Source organism: Microbispora sp. NPDC004025, from assembly GCF_053604425.1.
In genome coordinates, this window is the sequence record NZ_JBSGHN010000001.1 from 567,050 (window position 1) to 589,934 (window position 22,885).

General features: G+C 73.4%; 23 protein-coding genes, 1 pseudogene and 1 riboswitch. Of the genes and pseudogenes, 13 read left to right on the plus strand and 11 right to left on the minus strand.

Annotated features, from left to right (window positions below; all coding sequences use genetic code 11):
• Window positions 1-36 precede the first annotated feature (36 nt).
• Window positions 37-435 (plus strand): TIGR02611 family protein, encoded by a 399-nt coding sequence (locus tag ACWEQG_RS02835; protein ID WP_452281181.1) that lies wholly within the window; start codon window positions 37-39, stop codon window positions 433-435.
• A gap of 3 nt (window positions 436-438) precedes the next feature.
• Here ACWEQG_RS02835 and ACWEQG_RS02840 read toward each other — a convergent pair whose 3' ends face one another.
• The 3 genes from ACWEQG_RS02840 to ACWEQG_RS02850 form a co-directional block, all read right to left on the minus strand.
• Window positions 439-1,611, minus strand: a complete 1,173-nt coding sequence (locus tag ACWEQG_RS02840) for a M20 metallopeptidase family protein (protein WP_452281183.1) — start codon at window positions 1,609-1,611, stop codon at window positions 439-441.
• 46 nt (window positions 1,612-1,657) lie between these two features.
• Window positions 1,658-1,978, minus strand: coding sequence for a GroES family chaperonin (locus tag ACWEQG_RS02845; RefSeq protein WP_142556424.1), 321 nt, complete (start codon window positions 1,976-1,978; stop codon window positions 1,658-1,660).
• Between the two features lie 62 nt (window positions 1,979-2,040).
• Complete coding sequence (locus ACWEQG_RS02850) at window positions 2,041-2,637, minus strand: hypothetical protein (RefSeq protein ID WP_452281185.1); 597 nt, start codon at window positions 2,635-2,637, stop codon at window positions 2,041-2,043.
• A 353-nt stretch (window positions 2,638-2,990) separates the two neighbouring features.
• On the opposite strand from ACWEQG_RS02850, the gene ACWEQG_RS02855 reads away from it, so the two are divergent.
• Window positions 2,991-3,539, plus strand: a complete 549-nt coding sequence (locus tag ACWEQG_RS02855) for a DUF1349 domain-containing protein (RefSeq protein ID WP_452281187.1) — start codon at window positions 2,991-2,993, stop codon at window positions 3,537-3,539.
• Here the strand turns inward: ACWEQG_RS02855 and ACWEQG_RS02860 are convergent.
• Window positions 3,517-3,927, minus strand: a complete 411-nt coding sequence (locus ACWEQG_RS02860; RefSeq protein ID WP_452281189.1) for a winged helix-turn-helix transcriptional regulator — start codon at window positions 3,925-3,927, stop codon at window positions 3,517-3,519. The two genes, ACWEQG_RS02855 and ACWEQG_RS02860, sit on opposite strands and share 23 nt — an antisense overlap.
• 97 nt (window positions 3,928-4,024) lie before the next feature.
• Between ACWEQG_RS02860 and ACWEQG_RS02865 the strand changes: the two are divergent.
• Window positions 4,025-4,675 (plus strand): annotated as a pseudogene (locus ACWEQG_RS02865) (NADPH-dependent F420 reductase); the annotation flags it as partial.
• Here ACWEQG_RS02865 and ACWEQG_RS02870 read toward each other — a convergent pair.
• On the minus strand, window positions 4,676-5,707 hold the full coding sequence (locus ACWEQG_RS02870; RefSeq protein WP_452281191.1) for an endonuclease/exonuclease/phosphatase family protein: 1,032 nt from the start codon (window positions 5,705-5,707) through the stop codon (window positions 4,676-4,678). It lies immediately after the preceding pseudogene.
• A gap of 96 nt (window positions 5,708-5,803) precedes the next feature.
• On the opposite strand from ACWEQG_RS02870, the gene ACWEQG_RS02875 reads away from it, so the two are divergent.
• Window positions 5,804-7,054: an ArgE/DapE family deacylase gene (locus tag ACWEQG_RS02875; RefSeq protein WP_452281193.1), complete on the plus strand. Its 1,251-nt coding sequence runs from the start codon at window positions 5,804-5,806 to the stop codon at window positions 7,052-7,054.
• 6 nt (window positions 7,055-7,060) lie between these two features.
• Here ACWEQG_RS02875 and ACWEQG_RS02880 read toward each other — a convergent pair whose 3' ends face one another.
• Both ACWEQG_RS02880 and ACWEQG_RS02885 read right to left on the minus strand, forming a co-directional pair.
• Window positions 7,061-9,448 (minus strand): helicase-associated domain-containing protein, encoded by a 2,388-nt coding sequence (locus ACWEQG_RS02880; protein WP_452281194.1) that lies wholly within the window; start codon window positions 9,446-9,448, stop codon window positions 7,061-7,063.
• 421 nt (window positions 9,449-9,869) lie between these two features.
• The gene (locus tag ACWEQG_RS02885; RefSeq protein ID WP_363469800.1) at window positions 9,870-10,379 is read right to left on the minus strand and encodes an ATP-binding protein; all 510 of its coding nucleotides are present in this window, start codon (window positions 10,377-10,379) and stop codon (window positions 9,870-9,872) included.
• Between the two features lie 200 nt (window positions 10,380-10,579).
• Between ACWEQG_RS02885 and ACWEQG_RS02890 the strand changes: the two genes are divergently transcribed.
• The 3 genes from ACWEQG_RS02890 (at window position 10,580) to ACWEQG_RS02900 (ending at window position 12,079) form a co-directional block, all read left to right on the plus strand.
• Window positions 10,580-11,401 (plus strand): helix-turn-helix domain-containing protein, encoded by an 822-nt coding sequence (locus ACWEQG_RS02890; RefSeq protein WP_346225833.1) that lies wholly within the window; start codon window positions 10,580-10,582, stop codon window positions 11,399-11,401.
• Window positions 11,402-11,635: a DUF397 domain-containing protein gene (locus ACWEQG_RS02895; protein ID WP_346225832.1), complete on the plus strand. Its 234-nt coding sequence runs from the start codon at window positions 11,402-11,404 to the stop codon at window positions 11,633-11,635. It abuts the gene before it with no gap.
• Between the two features lie 168 nt (window positions 11,636-11,803).
• Entirely contained in the window at window positions 11,804-12,079 is a 276-nt protein-coding gene (locus ACWEQG_RS02900) for a hypothetical protein (RefSeq protein WP_363469803.1), read from the plus strand.
• A gap of 31 nt (window positions 12,080-12,110) precedes the next feature.
• On the opposite strand, the gene ACWEQG_RS02905 is transcribed toward ACWEQG_RS02900, so the two are convergent.
• Window positions 12,111-12,692: a histidine phosphatase family protein gene (locus ACWEQG_RS02905; RefSeq protein WP_452281196.1), complete on the minus strand. Its 582-nt coding sequence runs from the start codon at window positions 12,690-12,692 to the stop codon at window positions 12,111-12,113.
• 97 nt (window positions 12,693-12,789) lie between these two features.
• Between ACWEQG_RS02905 and ACWEQG_RS02910 the strand changes: the two genes are divergently transcribed.
• A complete protein-coding gene (locus ACWEQG_RS02910; RefSeq protein ID WP_452281198.1) occupies window positions 12,790-13,662 on the plus strand; it encodes a Gfo/Idh/MocA family protein in 873 nt (290 codons plus the stop codon).
• On the opposite strand, the gene ACWEQG_RS02915 is transcribed toward ACWEQG_RS02910, so the two are convergent.
• Complete coding sequence (locus ACWEQG_RS02915; protein WP_452281200.1) at window positions 13,625-14,899, minus strand: acyltransferase family protein; 1,275 nt, start codon at window positions 14,897-14,899, stop codon at window positions 13,625-13,627. The two genes, ACWEQG_RS02910 and ACWEQG_RS02915, sit on opposite strands and share 38 nt — an antisense overlap.
• A gap of 322 nt (window positions 14,900-15,221) precedes the next feature.
• A riboswitch (cobalamin riboswitch) is annotated at window positions 15,222-15,283 on the plus strand.
• A 106-nt stretch (window positions 15,284-15,389) separates the two neighbouring features.
• Between ACWEQG_RS02915 and ACWEQG_RS02920 the strand changes: the two genes are divergently transcribed.
• From ACWEQG_RS02920 to ACWEQG_RS02935, 4 genes are read left to right on the plus strand one after another with little or no spacing between them, the layout of a single operon-like run.
• A complete protein-coding gene (locus ACWEQG_RS02920) occupies window positions 15,390-16,355 on the plus strand; it encodes an ABC transporter substrate-binding protein (protein WP_452281202.1) in 966 nt (321 codons plus the stop codon).
• A gap of 31 nt (window positions 16,356-16,386) precedes the next feature.
• Entirely contained in the window at window positions 16,387-17,427 is a 1,041-nt protein-coding gene (locus ACWEQG_RS02925) for a FecCD family ABC transporter permease (RefSeq protein ID WP_452281204.1), read from the plus strand.
• Window positions 17,424-18,245 carry an ABC transporter ATP-binding protein gene (locus tag ACWEQG_RS02930; protein ID WP_452281206.1) on the plus strand — a complete coding sequence of 274 codons (822 nt, stop codon included), beginning with the start codon at window positions 17,424-17,426 and terminating at the stop codon, window positions 18,243-18,245. The genes ACWEQG_RS02925 and ACWEQG_RS02930 overlap by 4 nt, the downstream gene beginning before the upstream one ends.
• Window positions 18,242-18,988, plus strand: coding sequence for an adenosylcobinamide amidohydrolase (locus ACWEQG_RS02935; protein ID WP_452281208.1), 747 nt, complete (start codon window positions 18,242-18,244; stop codon window positions 18,986-18,988). The genes ACWEQG_RS02930 and ACWEQG_RS02935 overlap by 4 nt, the downstream gene beginning before the upstream one ends.
• Before the next feature lie 47 nt (window positions 18,989-19,035).
• On the opposite strand, the gene ACWEQG_RS02940 is transcribed toward ACWEQG_RS02935, so the two are convergent.
• Window positions 19,036-19,980, minus strand: a complete 945-nt coding sequence (locus ACWEQG_RS02940) for an SDR family oxidoreductase (RefSeq protein ID WP_452281210.1) — start codon at window positions 19,978-19,980, stop codon at window positions 19,036-19,038.
• Between the two features lie 183 nt (window positions 19,981-20,163).
• Between ACWEQG_RS02940 and ACWEQG_RS02945 the strand changes: the two genes are divergently transcribed.
• Window positions 20,164-21,003 carry a helix-turn-helix transcriptional regulator gene (locus ACWEQG_RS02945; RefSeq protein WP_452281212.1) on the plus strand — a complete coding sequence of 280 codons (840 nt, stop codon included), beginning with the start codon at window positions 20,164-20,166 and terminating at the stop codon, window positions 21,001-21,003.
• A gap of 42 nt (window positions 21,004-21,045) precedes the next feature.
• Here ACWEQG_RS02945 and ACWEQG_RS02950 read toward each other — a convergent pair whose 3' ends face one another.
• Complete coding sequence (locus tag ACWEQG_RS02950) at window positions 21,046-22,854, minus strand: protein kinase domain-containing protein (protein WP_452281214.1); 1,809 nt, start codon at window positions 22,852-22,854, stop codon at window positions 21,046-21,048.
• Window positions 22,855-22,885 lie beyond the last annotated feature (31 nt).

Below are 22,885 nucleotides of genomic sequence, written 5' to 3' on the forward strand. Positions count from 1 at the left end.
GGGGTGAGCCGTGTGGCGACGGCTGAGGACAGTCGTATGGGCGATGAACGGGGGGCCTCCGATCCGCCGGGCCCGCTCGACCGGATCCGCGCGACTCCGGCGGGCCGGCTGACGCTGCGGATCGTCATCGGGGTGATCGGCGCCGCTCTCGTCGTCACCGGCCTGATCATGGTGCCCTTCCCGGGGCCGGGCTGGCTGGTGGTCTTCGCCGGGCTCGCCGTGCTGGCCACCGAGTTCGCCTGGGCGTCGCGGCTCCTGGAGTTCGCCAAGGAGAGGGTCAGGGGGGCGACGGACTGGCTCAAGCGGCAGAACTGGTTCGTCCGCATCGTCGCGAGCGCGCTGACCCTGCTCTGCGCCGCGGCCATCGTCTGGGTGTCGGTCCGGCTGACCCTCGGCGTCGACCTGATCCAGGAGGCTCGCGACCTGCTGGGCTGACCGTCAGACGCCGGCCAGCCTGCGGACGGCCAGTTCGCTCAGCAGCGCCGCGCCGTCGGACAGGATGGCGTCGTCGAACTCCGCCTCGGCCGAGTGGTTGGCCGGGGCCGTGGCGAGATCCCGGCCGGGCGGGCAGGCGCCGACCACGAGGAACGCCCCCGGCACCTGCTCCAGCACGTACGAGAAGTCCTCCGAGCCGGTCGCCGGGGTGGGCAGCGGGAAGTAGCGGTCCTCGCCGAGGGCCTCGCGCACGGTCCGGGCGGCGAACTCCGCCTCGGCGTCGTCGTTGACGGTCACCGGATAGCCGATGCCGAAGGAGCAGTCGACGGACAGGCCGTGCGCCTCGCCGATGCCCCGGGCGAGCCGGACCAGGCCCTCCCTGACACGGTCGCGCGAGCCGGCCGAGAACGTGCGGACGGTGGCCTCGAACGTGGCCTCGTCCGGGATCACGTTGTCGGTGGTGCCGGCGTGGAAGCTGCCCACGGTCACCACGACCGGGTCGAACACGTCGTATCCGCGGGTGACGTGGGTCTGCAGGGCCGTCACGATCTCGCAGGCCGCGGGGATCGGGTCGAGGGCGCGGTGCGGGGAGGACCCGTGACCGCCCCTGCCGCGCACGGTCACGATCAGCGTGTCGGCCGCGGCCAGCACGGGCCCGCCCTTGGTCAGGAACAGCCCGCGCGGGATCGTCGTGGAGAAGACGTGCATTCCGTATGCGGCGATCGGCCTGGCCCCCGCCGCGTCGAGCACGCCTTCCTCGATCATCAGGCGGGCGCCCTCCTGGCCCTCCTCGCCGGGCTGGAACATCAGCACCACGTCGCCGGCGAGGTCGGCGCGCCGCTCGCTGAGCAGCCGGGCGGCTCCCACCAGCATCGCCGTGTGCAGGTCGTGGCCGCAGGCGTGCATGCGGCCGTCGAAGCGCGACCGGTAGGGCAGGCCGGTCTTCTCCTGCACCGGCAGCGCGTCCATGTCGGCGCGCAGCAGCACGGCGGGACCGGGCCGCCCGCCGCGCAGAACGGCCGTCACGGACGACAGGCGCTCGCCGGTGGCGATCTCCAGGGGCAGGCCGTCAAGAGCCGCGAGCACCTTCTCCTGCGTGCGGGGCAGGTCGAGGCCGATCTCGGGCTCCCGGTGCAGCGCGCGGCGCAGCTCGACGAGGTCGTCCTGGAGGGTCATGGTCCACCTTCGCCGCGAGGTCGGATGGTCAGGGGCAGAGGCGAGATCAGAGGTAGAGGCCGGTGCCGTGGTCGGTCTGCTGCGTCGCCACCGCGTGGAGGTCGCGCTCGCGCAGCACCAGGTAGAGCTGGCCCTGGACCTCCACCTCGTACTGGTCCTCGGGGTTGAACAGGACCTTGTCGCCGGTCTTCACCGACCTGACGTTGGCGCCGGCGCCGGACACCTCGCCCCAGACGAGCCGGTTGGCCATCTTGACCGTGGCCGGGATGACGATGCCCGCGCTGCTGCGCCGTTCCTCGAGCTCCCGCTCGACCTTGACCATCACGCGGTCGTGAAGCATCTGGATCTCGAACTTCGGGTCAGCCACGCTCGCAGTGTACGCGGAGCGGCACCGGGCACCGTCATCGGAGGTTCACCGGCGGCGGGGGCTCACCGGCGGCCCATGGCCAGGTCGTAGCCGGTTCCGGAGCGGCGGTAGACGCCGCCCTTGCCCCACTCCAGCACCTGGAACCGTACGTGGACGGTGTTGGAGGCGACGCCCGTCAGGTCGGCCATCATCTTCTCGGACAGGTCGACGATCGCGGGGATGTCGTGCTGGGCCACGGCCCATTCGGCCGGGCCGAAGTCCTCGACGACGCCGATCGCGCTCTTCCCCTTGTAGGTGATCCGCACCTTGGTGCCCAGGGGCCAGTAGGGGCTGGCGACCGTCCTGTACCGCATCGGCTTGCCGGACGCGGTCTGGGCGTCCCAGAAGGATGTGGCGGTGGAGACGCCGGAGGGCAGGGAGGCGGCCTTCTTCATGTCCTTGTACGCCGTGCGGAGGGTCGCGTTGAACGCCTCGACCAGGGAGGGCAGGTCCAGGGAGGCGGCCTCGGTCGGGGCCGGGCGGTCGGCGGCCACCGGGGAGAGCGGCGCGGAGGAGGGAGCCTGCGGGATCACCGAGGCCTGCGCGGCGGTCGCCGCGCCTGCGACGAGCGTGGTCGCGGTCATCGCGATGGTGATCGCCTGACGGGCTCGCTTCTGCATGGGCTTCCTTTCGTTCCGCTCGCGAGGGGGGCGGCCCCCGGGGGAAGAGGGCCTGGCGTCGCCCGAGGAGTCCCGGCTCGGCGGGCTCCGACGCGCCCGGGCACGGCGGAGCGGCCCTCGAAAAGGGGTGGGGAAGCTCCGGAGGCGGGACACGCGTCCCCTGGGGAAGGGGAGGCGACGCTTGTGCGAGGTATGGGATTTATGGGGGCAAAAGGTGATGCGATGCACGAGTATAGGGAAAGAGGGAGTAAAGCGGACAATTCGATCTAAATTCAAGGTAGATCGTCCTTGACGAAGGGCTTCGCAAACCGCTCTCATGGCAAGATCGGTCAAAGCGACGGCAAGGGGGCGGCATGGCGTTCGAGGGCTTCTCGTGGATCAACGAGCCCGCAGAGTGGTCCCGGATCGGAGAGGGACTGCGGGCCGTCGCCGGCGCCCAGACCGACCTGTGGCAGACGACGCACTACGGCTACTCGTACGACACCGCGCACATGTTCGGCCGCCAGGTCGCCGGGGACGCCCGGCTGACCGTGACGTTCGAGGCGGGCTACGCCGAGCAGTACGACCAGGCCGGGGCCGTGCTCCGGATCGACGAGGAGAACTGGATCAAGGCGGGGGTCGAGTTCGTCGACGGCGGCCACCAGCTCAGCGTCGTCGTCACCCGCGGCTTCTCCGACTGGTCCGTCACCCCCGCGCCCCCGGGCCTCGTCTCCGCGACGTTCGACTTCCAACGGGCCGGCGACGCCGTGACCGTCCGGTACGGCGTGAACGGCGCGGAGCCGGAGCACATGCTGCGCCTGGCCTACTTCCCGCCCGGAACGCCGGCCCTCGCGGGGGTCATGTGCGCCGCACCTGTGGGCAAGGGCTTCGAGACGCGCTTCACCCGCGTCTCGCTGGCGTAGCGCCGCTCCGCCGCCCGCGTTCCCGCGCCGCGAACCGGTCCTGGGCGTCGAGCACGGCGTCCCCGTAGGACGCGGCCCACATGCCCATCGCACGCATGGGGGCGAGCAGCGCGGTGCCCGCCTCCGTCAGCGCGTAGTCGACGCGCGGCGGCGCCTCGGCGTAGGCGCGGCGTTCGACCAGGCCGTTGTACTCCAGGCGCCGCAGCGCCTCGTTGAGGACCTTGGGTCCGATACCGCCGATCCTGGCCAGCAGATGCCGGGGCCGTAGCGGACCGGCCTCGCCGAGCGTGTAGACCACGACGCTGTCCCAGCGGTTCGCGAGCACCTCGAACGCCAGACGCGCCCGGCAGTCGGAGGTGTACGCCATCTCGTCGGGGAGCGTGTCCATGGCCTCATCCTGCCGCTTCCGAAGGACACCGTGTGGTGTGTATCGATTCGCCTAGCGTCGCGGACCGGCACCTGGTTCACCTCGGAAACGGAGACCTGTCATGCGTATCGGCATCCTCGGCACCGGCGCGATGGCCACGGCGCTGGGCGGCGCGTGGGCACGCGCGGGGCACGACGTCCTCGTCGGCGGACGCGACCGGACCGCGGCCGCCGCAGCGGCGGGCCGCGCCGGCGCCGCCAAGGACGGAACGCTCGCGGACGCGGCCGCGCACGGCGACCTCGTCCTCGCGGCGGTTCCCGCCGGTGTTGCGCCGCAGCTGGTGGACGGGCTCGCGGCCGTACTCGCCGGACGGACCGTCGTCGACTGCACCAACCCCCTCGCGCCCGGCCCCGGCGGGCCGGAGCTGACGACGGGCGGCACCACCTCGGTCGCCCGGCTGATGGCGGACGCCGCGCCCGGCGCCCATGTGATCAAGGCCTTCAACCTGTGCCACGAGAGCATCTGGACACTGCCGCGGCCGGTCTTCGGCGGAGCTCCGCTGGCCGTGCCGTTCTGCGGCGACGACCGGGAAAGCCTCGACCGGACCGCCGCGCTGATCGCGTCGATGGGGTGCGCGCCGATGCCCTGCGGGGGGCTGTCCCGCGCGGTCCACCTCGAGGCGACCGCGGCGTTCGCGATCGGCGTGTGGTGGTCCGGAGCGGAGCCCCGGTTCGCCTTCCCCGCGCAGGAACGGGCGCCGCGATCCTGATCAGGTGCCCGTCGCGGGCAGGACCAGCTCGGCGAAGATCGCCCGGTGGTCGGTCACCGGCAGCCGGTGGACGCCGAACGTCCGCACGGCGACGCGCGGGTCCACCAGGACGTGGTCGATCGTGACGGGCGGCACCGGCAGGCCCCCGAAATCCGACGACCTCCGGTACGGCCAGGTGCCGGCCAGGCCGTTGCCGGTCGCGTCGGCCGCGTCCCGGTAGCCCGCGTCGAGCAGGCGCCGGACCCTGGCGTGGTCGAGCGTCGCGTTGAAGTCCCCGGACAGGATCCGTACGGGCCCGCCGGGGTCGGGCAGCGCGGCGAGCGACCTCGACCAGCACCTGAACCGGAACGCGTAGCGCGGCGCGCACGGGTGCACGGACACGACGGCGACGGGTCCGGCGCCGGGCACCTCGACGATGCCCGCCGCCTGCCGGCGGCCGTCGAAGGCCGACAGGTCCTCCGGCCGGAGGGGAAACCGCGTGAAGAGCCCGGAGCCGCCCGAACCCTCCTGAGCCCGGTCGTCCGCGTACGGCAGGAGCGTGGTCAGGCCCGCCGCGCGCAGTCCCGCCGAGGCCTGCGGGGTCAGCTCCTGCAGCGTCAGGACGTCGGGGCGCACCCGCCGCACCAGATCCACCAGCGCGGGGGGCGGGACGGAGCCGTAGAGCAGGTTGGCCGACAGGACCCGCAGGACGGGGCCGGTGGCGCCGGCCGCACGCACGCCCGCGGCGGCCGGGTCGTGCGCGAACGGGTCGGACAGCGCGCGGGGCAGCACGCAGGCCGCCAGCGTCGCGGTGACCGCCAAGCCCGCGACCAGCGCCGCCCGGCGCCGCACGAGCAGCGCGACCAGCGGTGCGGCGATCGAGACGAGGGCGACGTACGGCGTGAAGGCGACCAGTTGCACCCACCGGAAGTGGACGTCGCCGGGCATCAGCCGCAGCAGGGCCCACAGCGCGAAGGGCGCGACCGCGAGCCACGCGAGCAGACCGCGCCAGATTCCCGGGCGACCCACCCAGCCGGCTGCCAGTCTCGCCATCCTCGGACTCCTTCGTGAAAGATCCACTGTACGACGCTTCTGCACGTGCATCCGGGGCTCCACGCCGGTCCGGGGAACTGTCGTACAGTCTGCGGCATGGATGCCGAAGCGAGAGTCCTTGACGCCATCGACGAGGCGGACACCGTGAACCTGCTGGCCGACCTGGTCCGGGTGCCGAGCGTCACCGGCACCGACGCCGAGTCGGACCTGCAGGACCGGTGCGCCCGCATGCTCGCCGAATGGGACCTCGACGTCGACATGTGGAAGCTCGACCTCGACGACCTGCGCTCCCGCGAGGGGTTTCCCGGCATGGAGGCGGAGCGCGCCGAGGGATACGGCGTCGTCGGCGTCACCGAGGGCGAGGGCGCGCCCGCGCTGATCCTGCAGGGGCACGCCGACGTCGTGCCGATCGGCGACCCGGGCAAGTGGGAGGGGCAGGACCCCTTCGGCGCCCGCCTCACCGCGACCACCCTGCACGGCCGGGGCGCCTGCGACATGAAGGCCGGTCTCGCCGCCAACCTCGCCGTCGCGCGGGCGCTGCGCGCGGCCGGCGTACGGCTGGCGCGTCCCCTGGCCGTCCACTGCGTGGTCAGCGAGGAGGACGGCGGGCTCGGCGCGTTCGCCACCCTGGCCAGGGGCCACACGGGGGAGGCGGCCGTGATCACCGAGCCGACGAGCGGGAAGCTGATCATCGCCAACGCCGGCGCGCTGACCTTCCGCCTGGAGGTCGCCGGCCGCGCCGCGCACGGCGCCACCCGCTACGAGGGGGTCAACGCCGTCGAGGCGTTCGTGCCCGTGCTTCAGGCCGTCCGGCGGCTCGAACGCGAGCGCAACGCCGCCCCCGGCCCTCTCTTCGAGGACAACCCGCTGCCGTACCCGATCGAGATCGGCACCGTGCGCGCGGGCGACTGGGCGAGCACGGTGCCCGACCTGCTCGTGGCCGAGGGACGGCTCGGCGTCCGGCTCGACGAGGACCCGGCCGACGCCCGCGCCGCGCTGGAAAACGCGCTCGCCGAACTGGACGACCCCTGGCTGCGGGACAACCCCGTACGCGTCACCTGGCCCGGCGGGCAGTTCGCCAGCGGCCGCCTGCCCGAGGGGCATCCGCTGGCGGAGGAGGCGGCGCGGGCGGCGGCCGACGTGACCGGGACGCCGCCGGGCCGCACCGCGGCGCCGTACGGGAGCGACCTGCGCCTGTACGCGGCGGCGGGCGTGCCGACCCTGCACTACGGGCCGGGCGACGTCCGCTTCGCGCACGCCCCGCGGGAGCAGGTCGACCTGCGGGAGGTCCGCGACGTCACCCGCGCCCTGGCCCTGCTCGTCCTGCGTCGTTGCGGCGTCCGTTAGAGGTGGTCAGCAGTCGGCGGTGACCGAGGCGATCTCGTTGAGCGGGAACTCCAGGTAGTCGCCGGCCTCCTCGCACCACGCGTCGAGCACGCCGCTGCGCAGCTCGCCGTGGCTCACCGTGGCGGTGACCCCGTCGGCCAGCGTGATCATCGCGCGGACGTCGCGGTCCACGACGAAGCCCAGCAGCGACTGCTGCGCCGCGGGAAGCCTGGTCGCCATGCGCCCGATGACGGCCCACGTCTGGCGGGGCTGCGCCGCGGCGGCCACCGGCCCGCCGCTGACCAGCAGCCGCCGGGCGTGCTCGTGCGGGTCCGGCGGGGGCTCCAGCAGGGGGCCGGGGGGTTCGAGCTCGGCGACCCGCCCGCCGGGCAGGAGGATCAGCCGCCCGCCCTGCGGCTCGCGCCGGATGGTTATCTCTCCGGTGTCGTCCACCGGCACCGGGGCGTAGCCCGCCTCCCTGAGGGCGGCCAGCGTCGTCTCGGCGGGCGCCGCGCCGGCGAGCACGGTCGGCGCCAGCAGCCGCAGGCCCAGCTTGGCCAGTTTCCGGTGCGCGGCGATCTCGGCGAGCAGCGCGGGGTCCGAGCCCTGCACGATGCAGCCCACCGACGACACGGTGACCTCGCCGTGCCGCCGGGCCACGTCTCTGATCAGGTAGGTCAGCGGCTGGGGGAGCGTGCCGGTCTCCGACAGGTCGGCGATGAGCGTGTCGGCCGTGTCCCCGCCGTCCAGGGCCCGCCGTACGCTCGCGGGGCTGAACCGCCACACCGAGGCCGCGCCCTGCGACTCGCGGTCGGCGGCGCGGTCGAGCAGCGCGGCGAGCTCGACCGACGGCGGGCCGGTCACCACGGCGGTGAGGTCGGCGCCGAACAGGGCCGTGCGCCGCGCGCTCGCCATGGCGTGCGTGGCGGCCTTCGCCAGCGCGGGGTCGTGCTCGACCTCGGGCACGCACTCGCGGCTCTCGTCCCCGGCCACGCCGGCCAGCGGCGCGAGCGCCCGGCCGAGGCCGGTGAGCGCGTCGCAGGCCACGAGCCCGAGCAGGCGCGCCTCCTCCAGCACGGCCGCCGCGCAGCCGTCCAGCAGCTCCCGGTCGAGCAGTGGGGCGAGCCAGTGCACCCGCTGCAGCAGCTCGCGCAGCGTCGCGAAGCCTCTGTCCTCCGGGATCTCGGCGAGCGCCGCGAACAGCGCCCACCGGATCCTGGCGATCGTCTCGCCGGCCGGGTCGTCGCCGAGCGCGGCGGGGTGGCGGCCATCCACCCGGCGCAGCGACGAGCGCTCCATGCGCCACCAGGCGGCCAGCAGGACGCGCAGCCGCATGGGCGCCTCCTCCAGCCGCCAGGCGTCGTACCGGCGGGCGGGGGTCAGCCCGCCCGCCTCCTCGTCGATCGCGATCAGCCGGGCCACCGCGCAGATCTCCAGCAGCAGCCGGGTCTCGTCCTCTGTGCAGCCGGTCTCCCTGGCCAGCCGCTTGATCTCCCGCACCCCGACCCCGCCGTTCTTGAGCAGCGGCAGCGGCGTCTTGTCGACGTTCTCCAGCAGCGCCGTGGCGCGGTCGAGCACGTGCGGCGCGGCCAGGCACATCGCGTGCTCGGCGGCGCCGGGGTCGCCCGCCGTCGTGGCCAGGTCCGGCGGGTGGGGCGTGAACGGCCCGCGGTAGTCGGGGCCGCGCAGCGCCAGCGCGACCTCACGGGGCATCTCGGCCAGGTCCCACTGGGTGCGGAAGAGCAGGCCGCGGTCGAGAGCCCACTTCTCCGGCGTCCCCGGCGTGATGAACCGGTTGCCGTTCACGCTGCGGACCGGGCCGTCCCACGCGAAGTCGTCGAGCATGCCGAGCGTGCCGTCCGGGGCGTCGTCGAGAAGCGTTCCCAGGCGCTCGCAGTCGCTGAGCAGCGCGGTGATCCGGGCGATCACCTGCCGCCTGCCGCCTTGGGAGGGCAGGTCGAGCACGTGGCACATCCGGCGCAGCGCGTCGGTGCTGAGCTTCCAGGAGTCGAGGTACGCGCCGAGCGGCTCGCCCAGGCCGCAGGGCGCCGTCCACCAGCGGGCGACGGCCTCGGCCACCGTGATCCTGCCGTCGCGGCCGGGCCAGGCGACGGCGTGCTCGTAGAGGTGGTCGAGCCAGGGGATCACCGCGGAGGTGCTCACTCCGAGGAAGCGGGCCAGTTCGTCCTCCGACGGACGGCCGCCGATGACCAGGCACGCCTGAAGGAGCTCGAGCGGGGGGAGGGGGAGGCCGCGCATGACCTCCATGACGGCGAAGGTGTCGGTCAGCCGCTGCGCGAGGGCGTCCAGGCGCCGGGGCCACGGCGCGGCGATCGCGTCCGGCCGGTTGGCCAGCACGCGGGCCAGCCTGTCTTCGTCAAGACCGGTGAGCCAGCCGATTAGGTGATCGTCCATCGTAGGTCTCTCGGGAGTCCAAGGAAGCCACCGTAGTGCAGATCGGGGTCTCGGCGGGGTCCGTGGGCGGCCGGAGAGTGCAAGGTCACGAATCCCGAGATCACGATATTTCTCCGCCATCTGATGGGGAACGAGCGCGCCGCCGGGCCGTCACGGCCCGATCTGAGCACATCATCGCCTGTCCCGCCCGGATTCGGGGTGTGTTCCGGGGAATCCGGGCCGCCGGCCGGAGGGCGCTCCCATGCATTCCGGGCTGCACGGGAGCGCTCTTCGGCCGACGGACCGCGATCGGGGACAGGCAGATCTGGCGGTCGGGTTAGGTTTTCCGGCACCCCTGACGGGAGAGCGGTCATCCCCTTACTTGGGCGGCGGAGGGCCCCGGCGAAGCGCGTGGCCCCGCCGTCCGGCCGCCGGCCGGTGGTCAGGCCGCCAGTACGGCCCACACCGCCTTGCCCTGCGGCACGAGCGGGCACCATCCCCAGCGCACGCTCAGCGACTCCACGATGTGCAGCCCGAGGCCGCCCGGCTCGAAAGGGCTGGGGTCCCGCAGCACCGGCGCCGCCGATCCGGGATCGGTGATCGCACAGGTCACGTGGCCGCCCCGCCGGATCAGCGACAACCGCATGGCCTCCCGCACGCGGCTGTCGGCGAGCATCATGCCGTGCCGCAGAGCGTTGGTGACCAGTTCGGATACGACCAGTTCCATCCCGTCGAGCAGGTCCGCCAACTGCCAGCCCGCGAGCGTCCCGGCGGCGAAACTGCGCGCCGAGTGGACCGACTCCGGGCGGGGCGGCAGGACGAAGGTGGCGCTGGCGGTGGCCGACCCGGGGTCGAGGAGATCGCGTGCGGGCTCCGGCCACCAGCCGATAGGCGGCCACCAGTCGAGCGCCGACCACTGGTTCTGGCCACGAGTCAGGTTCGTGGACTGCACGGGATCATGATGAGGGACACTCCTGTGCATGTGCAAGAGCGAATGCACGTGCAAGCGCGTTGTGCAAGCGCTACGGTTACCCCCGAACACCACTGGGACGAAGGGGGCGATCTTTGACAGACTGTGAACCAGTCCACAAAGCGGAGGAATAGCACGTGTCCATAGATCCGCCCGGATCCGGTTCCACCGTTCGACGCATCATGCTCGGTGCGAGCCTTCGCCGGCTGCGCGAGCAGCGGGGGCTGACCCGTGAGGTCGCCGGATTCCACATCCGTGCCTCGGAGTCGAAGATCAGCCGGATGGAGCTCGGCCGGGTCGGGTTCAAGACACGTGACGTCGAAGACCTCCTCACGCTGTACGGCGTCCACGACGACGACGAGCGGCGTGGCCTGCTGGAGATGGTCCGCGAGGCGAACACGCCCGGGTGGTGGCACAAGTTCGGCGAGGTGCTGCCGAACTGGTTCGTCACCTACATCGGCCTGGAGGAGGCCGCCAGCGTGATCCGCACCTACGAGGTGCAGTTCGTGCCCGGCCTGCTGCAGACGGCGGAGTACGCCCGGTCGGTGATCCGGCTCGGTCATCCGGACGCTCCGGAGGACGAGCTCGAACAGCGCGTCCATCTGCGGATGCAGCGGCAGGAACGGCTCACGCGCAAGGACGGTCCCCGGTTGTGGGCCGTCATCGACGAGGCCGCGCTCAAGCGGCCCATCGGAGGGAGTGCGACGATGCGCGAACAGCTCCAGCATCTGCTGGAGGTGTCCACGCTGCCCAACATCACCCTTCAGGTGATGCCCCTTCGCTACGGGATGCACGCGGCCGAGGGAGGCGCGTTCACCATCCTCCGCTTCCCGGAGTCCGACCTTTCGGACGTGGTCTACGTCGAGCAGCTCTGGGGTGCGCTCTACCTGGACAAACGTGAGGACATCGATCCCTACCTCACGGCCATGGAGCAGCTGTGCGTGGAGAGCACCACGCCCGGCGGCACTGCCGAGATCCTCGGCGAACTTCTCAGAGAGACATGAATGCAGACATATAACGGGATGCCCGCAACCGACATCGCCGGGGTGACCTGGCGGAAGAGTGCCCACAGCAACTCGACCGGCAACTGCGTGGAGCTGGCCGAGCTTCCCGACGGCAGCGTGGCCGTCCGGAACTCCCGCTATCCCGATGGGCCGGCGCTCATCTACACCCGTGACGAGATACGGGCCCTGGTGCTCGGGGTCAAGGACGGCGAGTTCGACGGCCTCCTCGTGTGACCGGAGAGCGTGACCGGACAGCGTGACTGGACAGCGTGAGCCGACGGTCTGACCGGCCTTCCGGTGCAACCGTGTTCATCCGCTTCTCACGGGCGTAACAACGCGACGCGGGGGGCGTAACACGGATGCGGCACAGTGAGTCCCAGGAAAGCTCACAAGGGGGACCCCGTGCTGGACCAGATGACTCTTTACCCGGTGGCCGACGACGTGCTGTTCGCACCCGGAGGCCGTGTGGTGATCCGCACCTACGGCGTCGCCTCGCCGGTGGACCCGGCGGACGGGCGGCCCAGGCCGGTGGCGTACCGGACGTGGGTCACCGGAGTGCGGGAGCAGCCCAGGTACTGGCGGTGGGGGCATTTCGAGGACGCCCGGCGCGGCCACCGCAAGGTCCTGGAGTGGCTGACCGGCCGAGGCCCGCAACCCCAGCCGGTCGCCCAGGTGTGACGTCAGAGCGTGATCGCCAGAGCCTGACCGTTCAGGCGGGCGCGTTCCAGCGCAACAGGACGGGCTCGTCGCCGTGCTCGTGCCCGAGGACCGAATACGTCCCTGTGTCGAGGCGGAAGTACCTGCCGTGGTCGGCGGGCAGCCCGAGCCAGCGGGCCGCCAGCACGCGCAGCATGTGCGCGTGCGCCACCACCAGCACGTCGCCGTCCGCCGAGCGGATCCGGGCGAGGACCTTGTCCGCCCGCTGTCCCACGTGCTCGACGGTCTCACCCGGATGCGCCTCGTCTCCGGGGACGACCCCGTCCCGCCAGACGTACCAGCCGGGACGCGACCCGCGGATGTCGGCGGTGGAGACGCCCTCGTAGCCGCCGTAGTCCCACTCCCACAGGTCCGGGTCCACCTCGTACGGCCCGGCGCCGGCCAGTTCGGCCGTACGACGGGCCCGCTGTGCGGGGCTGACGAGGACCAGCGCGAAGGTCCGGTCGGTCACCAGACGGGACAGGGCGCGCGCCTCCTCCTCACCGTGCGGGGTCAGCGGCAGGTCGGTGCGGCCCGTGTGCCGCCCGGCCCTGCTCCATTCGGTCTCGCCGTGCCTCAGCAGGATGACGTTCATAGACGGTCCATCTTGCCCGTACGGGCGGTTTCACGCGCACGGCCCCTTGACCGTCCGCCCGCGGCCTGAAGTAGGGTCCCCGCGGAGAGGGGGCCCTATGGAGCCGGTGCGGGTGGGACTCGTCGGTGCGGGACCGTGGGCGGAGATGGTCCACGCGCCCGCCCTCGCGGCCGGGCCGCACACGATGCTGTCCGGGGTCTGGGCGCGCAGGCCCGAGGCGGCGCGCGCGCTCGCGGACGCCCACGGCGCGCCCTCCTTCGAGCGGCTGGAGGACCTGTTCGCCGCGTCCGAGGCGGTCGCCTTCTGCGTGCCGCCCGCCGTGCAGGCCGAGCTGGGCGTGCTCGCGGCCCGGGCGGGCAGGGCGCTGCTGCTGGAGAAGCCGCTCGCGGCCGACCTCGACGGCGCCCGGCGCCTGGCCGGGGCGATCGAGGAGGCGGGAGTGGCCTCCCAGATGCTCTTCACGTTCCGCTACTCGGCGGCGACCGCCGAGTTCCTGGACCGCGCGCGGCTCATCGAGCCCTTCGGCGGGCACGCCGCCAACATCTCCGGCAGCCTGCGCGGCGGCCCCTTCGCCACTCCCTGGCGGCTGGAGCGCGGGGCGGTGCTCGACGTGGGCCCGCACACGATCGACCTGCTCGACGCCGCGCTCGGCCGGGTGGTCGCGGTCAGGGCGCACGGCGATCCGCTCGGCTGGGTCGGCCTGCTGCTGGAGCACGAGGGCGGAGCGGTCAGCGAGGCGTCGCTGTGCATGGCCGCCGAGGGCGAGACCCCGCCCAGCCGGATCGACGTGTACGGCCGGCGCGGCAGCGCCTCGCTGCTCGGCTCCGAACTCGGCGACGTCTTCCCCGAGGTGGTCCGGCAGTTCGCGCGGACGGTGCGCGACGGTGGCGGGCATCCTCTAGACGCCCGCCACGGCCTGCGCCTGCAGGAGCTCATCGACGACGTGGAGCGGCAGCTGCGGGCCGGCTGACCAGGGCCAGCCCCGCGGCCAGGGCGGCCGACGCGATCACCGGCGCCGGGCCCGGCGCGAACCCCGTGATCGTGAGGGTGAGCAGCGCGCCGCCGACGAGCGGGACGGCCACCGGCACGTACCGGTGGGCGGCGGCCCCCGCGGGCTCCTCGAAGCGGCCGAGCAGCATGGTCAGCGCGACCAGGATCAGTGCCAGGGCGGCCAGCCACAGGGGGACGGCGCTCCACCAGGCCGCCGAGCCGGCGTGCGGGGTCGCCAGCCCGAATCCGATGGTCGCCACACCGGCGACGGTGACGAGCGCGGTCATGTGCCACAGGTAGACGGTCATCATGCGCGGCGCGAGCGCGGTGAGCACCGCCTCGGCCCTCGGCCGGGCGGCCAGCGCGTTCAGGGCGGGGCGCAGCAGCATCGCCAGGCCGAGCTGACCGGCGAACAACGCGAGCATGCAGGCGCTGGGCGGGGCCATGTTCGAGATCATCCCCGGCATCCCGATCATGCTGGCGGGGTAGGGCCCGGTCGCCACGAGGGCCGCCACCATCGCGAACCCGGCCACCGCGAGCCCGGCGGCCCGACGTCCCGTCAGCCACTCCAGGCCGCCCTCGGCGTACCGGATCCCGACCTGGTGGACCGCCAGCCAGACGAACGCCACGTTGAGGTAGCCGGCGGCCTCCAGACCGGAGAACCGGACCACGTCCATCAGCACCGCGCCGCCCGCCAGCACCGGCAGGGCCACTCCGGCCCGCACCCGCAGCAGGTGCGGCGTGGCCACCACGGCCAGCAGGTAGACCGCGAGGAACCAGAGCAGCTGGCCGACCGTCCGCGCGGCCACCTCCACCGGCTGCGCGGGCACGCCGAGGGCCTCCAGGAGGTGGGGGAGCGGCAGCCACACGACCGTGAGCGGCACCACCGGCCAGGCCAGGCGGCGCACCCGCCGCGCCGTCCACTCCCGGGCCGTCCCGCCCCGGCGGGCGGCGGACCCGAAGCTGATCGCGTTGGCCGCGCCCCCGGCGAAGAAGACCAGCGGCATGACCTGCGAGATCCAGGTGACGTACGGCACCGCCGCCAGGGCGTTGCCCGTGGTCAGCCGTCCCTGGGCGTACGACAGGACCGGCATCGTCCAGTGCTGGACGACCACGAGGACCATCCCGAAGACGCGCAGGACGTCGATGAAGCGGTCCCGTGGCGCGGGCGCGGCCGGGGCCCTTTCCGGAGCGGGGGGAAGCATGGTCAGGGACATGGGGACGCCTTCGCTGTGTCGGCCGGCGGACTGGTGCGCCTGCGGGCGGTGGGGGCTCGAAGCCTCGGTGGTCGCGGTGGTTCGGAGCTCGGGGGCCTGGGCCCCGCGAGCGGTTCAAGCGTCCCGCCGCGGCCCCGGCCGGCACAGCGACGCGGTCCCTACTTTCGATCTTGGGTGGCCCCTACCGCCATGGTGGGGCCTGCCCTACCATCCCCGCGTACGCCCAGGCAGGCGCCCCGGCCGTTCATGCGCGGACGGGCCGGGGGTGGACGCCGGACGGGGGATTGGTACCGTTGCGTCCGACGCGCGCCGCGTAGCGAAGTCCGGTGAGAATCCGGCGCTGTCCCGCAACTGTGGTTCCCCGCCCCCCGGGGACGAGCCAGGTCGCCTGCGCTGCGCGCCGACGCCATCGACCCTCGTGGAAAAGGGTGATCCGTCGCTTCCAGCGGGTCCCTCGATTCCCGGCCATTCCCCCTGATGGAGGACCCTCGTGAGGCCCGTACGCACGGCCGTCGCGGGTGTGGTGCTGGGCGTGCTCGGACTGGCCGGCTGCGGTCAGACCGACGGCGCCGCCACGTCCGCTGCTCCCACCCCCGCAGTCTCGGACACCGCCGCCTCGGGCAGCACGGGGGAGGGCGCCTTCCCCGTCACCGTGCAGGCCGGAAACGGCGCGGTGACCATCTCCAAGCGTCCCGAGCACATCGTGTCGCTCTCGCCCACGGCCACCGAGATCCTGTTCGCGATCGGCGCGGGCGCGCAGGTGTCGGCGGTGGACGACCAGTCGAACTACCCGCCGGAGGCGCCGAAGACCTCGCTGTCGGGGTTCAAGCCCAACGTCGAGGCGATCGTGGCCGCCAAGCCCGACCTCGTCGTGCTCGCCAACGACCTGGAAGGCGTCGTGGCCGGTCTGGGGAAGGTCGGCGTGCCGGTGCTGCTCGAACCCGCCGCGACCAAGCTGGACGAGACCTACGACCAGATCAGGGACCTCGGCGCGGCCACCGGCAACACGGCCAAGGCCGAGGAGGTGGCCGACGGCGTCAAGCAGAAGATCGACGCCCTCGCGGCGGCGGCGCCGAAGGGCAAGAGCCTGACCTATTACCACGAGCTGGACAGCACGCCCTACGCGGCGACGTCGAGCACCTTCATCGGGCAGGTCTACAACCTGTTCGGGCTGAAGAACATCGCCGACGAGGCGCCCGACGCGGCGGGCGGGTACCCCAAGCTGTCGGCGGAGTTCATCGCCAAGGCCGACCCCGACCTGATCTTCCTGGGCGACACCAAGTGCTGTGGCCAGAACGCCGCCACGCTGGCCAAGCGGCCCGGCTGGTCCGGCCTGTCCGCGGTGAAGAAGGGCCGCGTGGTGGAGCTGGACGACGACATCGCCTCCCGCTGGGGGCCCCGGGTCGCCGATCTCGCCCAGGCCGTCGGCGACGCCGTCCAGAAGGCGGCGAGCTGAGCCCGTGGCGGTGTGAACGCGTGGCCGGTGAATGCGTGGTGACGCCGTGACCCCGGCCCGGCGCTGGCGGGCGCTGCTCGTCGCGTCCGCCGTGCTGGCGGCCAGCCTCGCCGCCGGCCTGGCGGTGGGCGCGGCGGGCATCTCGCCGCGCGCCATCGGACTGGCGCTGCTCGACCGGCTGCCGCTGGTGTCCCTGCACTCGGGGCTCGCGCAGGTCGAAGAGAACCTGCTGTTCCAGCTCCGGGTGCCGCGGGTGCTGCTCGCCGCCGTCGTGGGCGGGCTGCTCGCCACGGCCGGGGCGGGCTACCAGGGCGTGTTCCGCAACCCGCTGGCCGACCCGTACCTGCTCGGCGCGGCGGCCGGGGCCGGTCTCACGGTCACGCTCGTCGTGGTCTTCCTGGGCGGCGACACCGGGGTGACCGCGGTGCCGGTCGCCGCCTTCGCCGGGGCCGTCGGCGGAGTGTTCCTGGCGTACGCGCTGGGCCACACGGCGGGCCGGGGCGGCGGCACCGCGACGCTCGTGCTCGCCGGGGTCGCGGTCACCTCGTTCCTCACCGCGATCCAGACCTTCGTGCAGCAGCTCAAGGTGCAGGAACTGCCGCGGATCTACGCCTGGATCCTCGGCGACGTCGGCGGCGGCTGGGACCAGGTCCGCATGATCGCGCCGTACGCCGTGGTGTCGACCGTCGTCATGCTGCTGCACGGGCGGCTGCTCGACGTGCTGTCGGTCGGCGACGAGGAGGCGGTCAGCCTCGGCCTGCACGCGGCGCGCGTGCGATTCGCCGTGGTGCTGGCCGCCTCGCTCGCCACCGCGGCGGCGGTCGCGGTCAGCGGGCTGATCGCGTTCGTCGGGATCGTCGTGCCGCACGTGGTCAGGCGGCTCGCCGGCTGGTCGTACCGGATCGTGCTGCCGCTGTCGTTCCTCGGCGGCGCGGCGTTCCTCGTGCTGGCCGACACGATCGCGCGTACGGTGCTCGCGCCGGCCGAGCTGCCGATCGGGGTGGTGACGGCGTTCGTCGGCGCGCCCTTCTTCGTCACCGTCCTGCGCGTGACCCGGCGGGTGGAGACGTGAGCGGCGACGGGCACCCGGCGATCGAGGCGCGCGGCGTGTGCGTCACCCTCGGCGGGCGGCGGGTGCTCACGGACGTCACGCTGTCGGCCGCGCGTGGCCGGTGGCTGGCGGTGATCGGGCCGAACGGCGCGGGCAAGTCCACGCTGCTGCGGGCCGTCGCCGGGCTGGTCCCGAGGGAGGGCGAGGTGCTCGTCGACGGGACGGCCGTGGACGACCTGCGCCCGCGCCGGCGGGCCCGGCTGATCGCCTACGCCCCGCAGAACCCCGCGCTGCCCCCCGACATGAAGGTGTACGACTACGCGCTGCTGGGCCGCACGCCGTACATCCCCTATCTCGGCAGCGAGAGCCCCCGGGACCGCGAGGTGACGCGGTCGGTGCTGGAACGGCTCGACCTGGACGGCTTCGCGTCCCGGCCGCTCGGGCACCTGTCCGGCGGCGAGCGGCAGCGGGTCGTGCTCGCCCGGGCGCTGGCGCAGCAGGCGCCGGTGCTCCTGCTGGACGAGCCGACGACGGCGCTCGACCTCGGCCATCAGCAGCAGGTGCTCGAACTCGTCGACCGGCTGCGCCTGGCCGACGGCCTCACCGTCGTGACGACGCTGCACGACCTCAGCCTCGCCGGGCAGTACGCCGACGCGCTCGTGCTGCTCGCCGCCGGGCGCGCGGTCGCGGCCGGGCCGCCCGAGCGGGTGCTGGCCGAGCCGCTGCTGACCGAGCACTTCGGCGCCAGCGTGCGGGTGGAGCCCGGCCCCGACGGGCGCCCGCTCGTCCACCTGGTCCGGCCGCTGACCTCCCGGATGACTCCCGCGGAGGGAGCGTGAGCGGCCTGCCGCGGCCGTCCCTGACGCACCGCGTGGAGGACGGCCTGCGGCTCGGCGCGCTGCTGTGGCGGTTCGGGCCCGGCTGGCGGATGATCTCCTCCGCCATGCTGGGCGGCGGTGTCGGCCGCCGCGAGTGGGTGCTGAACGCGCAGGTGGCGGCCGGTTACTCACGCATGGACCCGGTGGAACACATGGACGCGCTCGGCCCCGGCGGTCCCGGGGTCGGCATGATGACGGCGGCGCTGGTGGAGCGCTACGCCGCCGCGGCGGACGGGGGAGCGGAGGCCGTCGCCACGGTGGGACTCGGCGTGCCGACCTGGGCGGCCTCGCCCGAGGGCGTGCCCGACCCCGGTGTGCCGTACGTCCCCGAACCCGCGCGGGAGGCGGCCGGCGGGGGCGCCTCGGAGGTGGCGCGGGGGGCCGTCGGCGCGGGCGACGCGGGGCCGAGCGTGCCGCGCCCGGGGACGATCAACATCCTGGTGGCCGTGCCCGTCGCGTTCTCCGACCCGGCGCTGGTCAACGCCGTGATGACGGTGACCGAGGCGAAGACGCAGGCGCTGCTGGAGGCGGGTTTCCCCTGCACGGGGACCGCGTCGGACGCCGTCTGCGTCGCCGTACGGGAGGAGGGCCCGGCGGAGGCGTTCGGCGGCCCGCGCTCGGTCTGGGGTGCGCGGATCGCCCGTGCGGTCCACCGGGCCGTCCTCGACGGCGCGCGGGACTGGCGGGACTGGCGGGCCGGTTAGCCGACGGCGGGGGCGCGCCGGCGGCCGGACCCGGAGCCGCCCCCCGGTCAAGCGGCCGCAACGGTGATCTTGGTGAGCCGCTCCGAGATCAGCCAGACGCGCTCGGCGTCGTCCGCACTCCGCAGCCGGGAGTACATCCGTTGTTCGGCGGGTGGGCCGCTGAGGTTGCCGAGGCCGCTGGGTCCGTAGAGGGCGCCGGGTTCGGCGCTGGGGCTCGTCGCGGCCATGAGCGCGGGCAGTATCGCGGTCTCGACGGTGCCGACGAGAATGCCGCGGGCCGAGAGCGCGCGGATCAGGCGGACGCCGACGGTGTCCGCGGTGCGGCCGAGCTCGGGCCGGGCGGCGAGGAGGCTGGTGGGGGCTACTCCGGGGTGGGACAGGTTGCTGGTGATGCCCCACCCGTGGGCCTTGCTGCGGCGGTCCAGCTCGAGACCGAAGAGCCCCAATGCGATCTTGGACTGCTGGTAGGCGCGCGTGGCGTTGTAGCCGCGTTCCCAGTTCAGGTCGTCCCAGTTGATGGCGCCGCGGTTCGCGGCGATGCTGATCTGCGACGTGACGCGGGCGCGGCCGGCGCGCAGCAGCGGGAGGATGTGGCTCACCAGGGCGAAGTGGCCGAGGTGGTTGGTGCCGAATTGAAGTTCGAAGCCGTCCGCCGTGGTCTGCCGGCTCGGCGGGGTCATCACGCCCGCGTTGTTGATCAGGATGTGGATGGGCCGGCCCTCCTCGCGGAGAGTGTTTCCGAGGGCCTCGATCGACTCGAGTGACGACAGGTCGAGATCGCGCAGCGAGACCTTCGCGTCCGGGAGGCTCTGGCGGATCCCGGCGATCGCGTTCTCGCCCTTGCGGCGGTCGCGGACGGGCATGAGGACGTCCGCGCCGGCCGCGGCCAGTCGCGCGGCCATTCCCAGCCCCACGCCGTCGCTGGCGCCGGTGATGAGCACGCGTTTCCCGGACAGGTCCGGGATGGTGATGTCGATCGCCTGACGTGGCATTGCTGCTCCTTGTGTTCGTCGTCCCGGATCCACGGTCCCGGACGCCGCGTGGGCGTTCCAGGGACCGCCGATCCACGGATGCGGACTCATCTGCTCCCGGGGCGGAGAGGGGGATCGACGATCCGTGGTCGCCGTCCCGCGGGGGCGATAGAAAGAAGCAGCACCGCGAGTGGAGGGAATGCCGTGATCGATCGCGCTGGGCTGGCGGAGTTCCTCCGGAGCCGACGGAAGGTGCTGCAACCCGAGGACGTCGGCCTCCCGCGCGGTCCCCGTCGCAGGACGACCGGGCTACGGCGCGAGGAAGTCGCGGCGCTGTGCCACATGTCGACCGACTACTACTCCCGCCTGGAGCGAGAACGCGGACCGCGGCCGTCGAGCCAGATGCTCGCCTCGATCGCCCAGGGCCTGCACCTCTCGCTCGACGAGCGCGACCATCTGTTCCGCCTCGCGGGGCACAACCCGCCCGCCCGCGGCGGAGCCGGCGAGCACATCAGCCCCGGCCTCCTGCGCATTCTCGACCGCCTGAACGACACCCCCGCGGAGATCGTCACCGAGCTCGGGGAGACCCTGCGGCAGACCCCCATGGGCGTCGCGCTCACCGGCGACACGACCCGGTACACCGGGCCCGCCCGCAGCAGCGGGTACCGGTGGTTCACCGATCCGGCCGCCCGGCGGCTCTACGCGCCCGAAGAGCATCCGTTCCTCACCCGGATGTACGCCTCGGGGCTGCGCGAGATCGTCACCCTCCGCGGCCCCGGATCCCGAGCCGCACACCTCGCCGACCTGCTCCTCGCCCGCAGTGACGAGTTCCGGCGAGCGTGGGACGCCCACGAGATCGGGATACGCCCCCACAAGGTCAAGCACTTCGTCCATCCCGAAGTCGGAGCCCTGGAGCTGACGTGCCAGAGACTGGTCGACCCCGACCAGGCCCACTCGCTGCTCGTCTACATCGCCGTTCCCGGCAGCGAGAGCCACGACAAGCTGCACCTGCTGTCCGTCATCGGCACACAGGCCCTTCGCTGAGGCCTTCCGCGTCCCGCGCCGGGCAGCGGAAGGCCCGGCGGGCTACTTGAACGTGATCGTGTTCACCATGTGGTCGATGAGCGCGCGGTCGCACCGGCCGGCCGGGCAGAAGAACGCGATCAGGACGGTCGTGCCGGCGTCGCCCTGACGGACGACGTAGGCGGAGAAGTCCAGGCGCCCGGTCTGCTGGGGGTCGCTGAGCACGCCCTCGATCCGGAAGGCGGGCTTGGCCCCGACGGTGGTGGGAGCAGGCACGCCGTAGTAGGTGGTCACACCGGGGAGTGCGGGGCCCAGGCTCTCCTGGAGCTCCAGCGGCGAATCCGAGGTGCTCAGAGTGTTGCTGACCTGGGCGAACACCCCCGTCGCCCGGTCCGGGTGGCCCGTGATGATGGGGTTCACCTTCGACCAGTCGGTGTTGCCCGGCACCGCGAACAACGCGTCGAACTCGTCCACGGCCGGTGAGGCGATCATCCACTGGTCGGCGTTGGTCCTGGCCTCACCCCAGGTCGCGGGGTAGGCCATGGTGAACGGCGCCGCGGTGCTGCCGGGGTAGGTGTTCCACGTGGCGGCGGTGTCGCCGCCGCGGGTGAGCAGCAGCGCGGCGGCGACGGCGATGGACACCAGGACCGCCAGCCCGCCGATCAGCGGCCCGAGCGGCAGTCCCCGCCGGCGGCCCCGCGAGGCCGCCGACGCGACCGTCGGCTGCGTGCGCGGCGACTCGGGGGGGTACGAGCCCTGCCCCTGAGCTTGCCCGTGGCCGGAGGTCCCGGCGCCCGGCGGGTGGCTCACGGGCGGGCGGGACGCCGAGGGCACCGACTGCGGCGGCACCGAGCCCGGGGCATGGGAGACGGGCGGGCGCGTGCCGGGCGGGAACGAGGAGGGCACGGTCAGCGGGTACGACCCCTGCGGGTAGGACCCGGCGGACACCGGGGGCCCGGGGGGCACCGAGGGGCTGGGAGGGCCCGGGGGATAGGACGGGGAGACCGGCCCCGCCGGGTCGCCCGCGCCGCCGCTGATCGCGTCGCGCAGGGCCGACACGAACGCCTGGCCGGTCGGGAACCGGTCGTCCGGCGCCTTGGCCAGCGCCCGCAGCAGGACCGCGTTCACCGCGTGCGGCAGGTCCGGCCGGTAGGGCGTGAGCGGTGGCGGGTCGTGGGAGACGTGGGCGTAGAGCAGCGCCAGTTCGGTGTCCCGCTGGAACGGCGGCTGCCCGGCGAGCGCCTCGTACACGACGCAGGCGAAGGCGTACAGGTCGCTGCGGCCGTCGACCGGCAGGCCCCGGATCTGCTCGGGGGCGACGTAGCGCGGGGTGCCCATGAAGTGGCCGTGGCTCGTCAGCCCGGCCTCGGCCGCGGAGCTCTTGGTCAGCCCGAAGTCGGTCAGGTAGACGTGTTCGGACTGGGTGACCAGGATGTTGGCCGGCTTCACGTCGCGGTGCACCAGGCCGTGGGCGTGCGCGGAGTCCAGGGCGGAGGCGATCTGCGCGAACAGCGGGTTGGCCCGCCCGACGGGCAGCGGGCCCTCCGACTGCACGAGCTTGCGCATGTCGCTGCCCTCGACGTAGCGCATGGCGATGAACAACAGCTCGTCGCGCTCGCCGGCCTCGTACACCGGGATGATGTTGGGGTGGTCGATGCTCGCCACCATCCGCGACTCGCGTACGAACCGGTCGCGGAAGCGGTCGTCGTGCGCGAGCTGCGGCGCGAGCACCTTCAGCGCCACGGCCCGGCCGAGCCGCTGGTCGCGCGCCCGGTAGACCGTCGCCATGCCGCCCCGTCCGACGACCGCCTCGATGGTGTAGTCGCCGAGCCGCCGCCCGACGAGCGGCGGCATCACCGGCCCCTCTGTCATGCGGCCTCCCCCTTGAATGCCGTATTGGTTA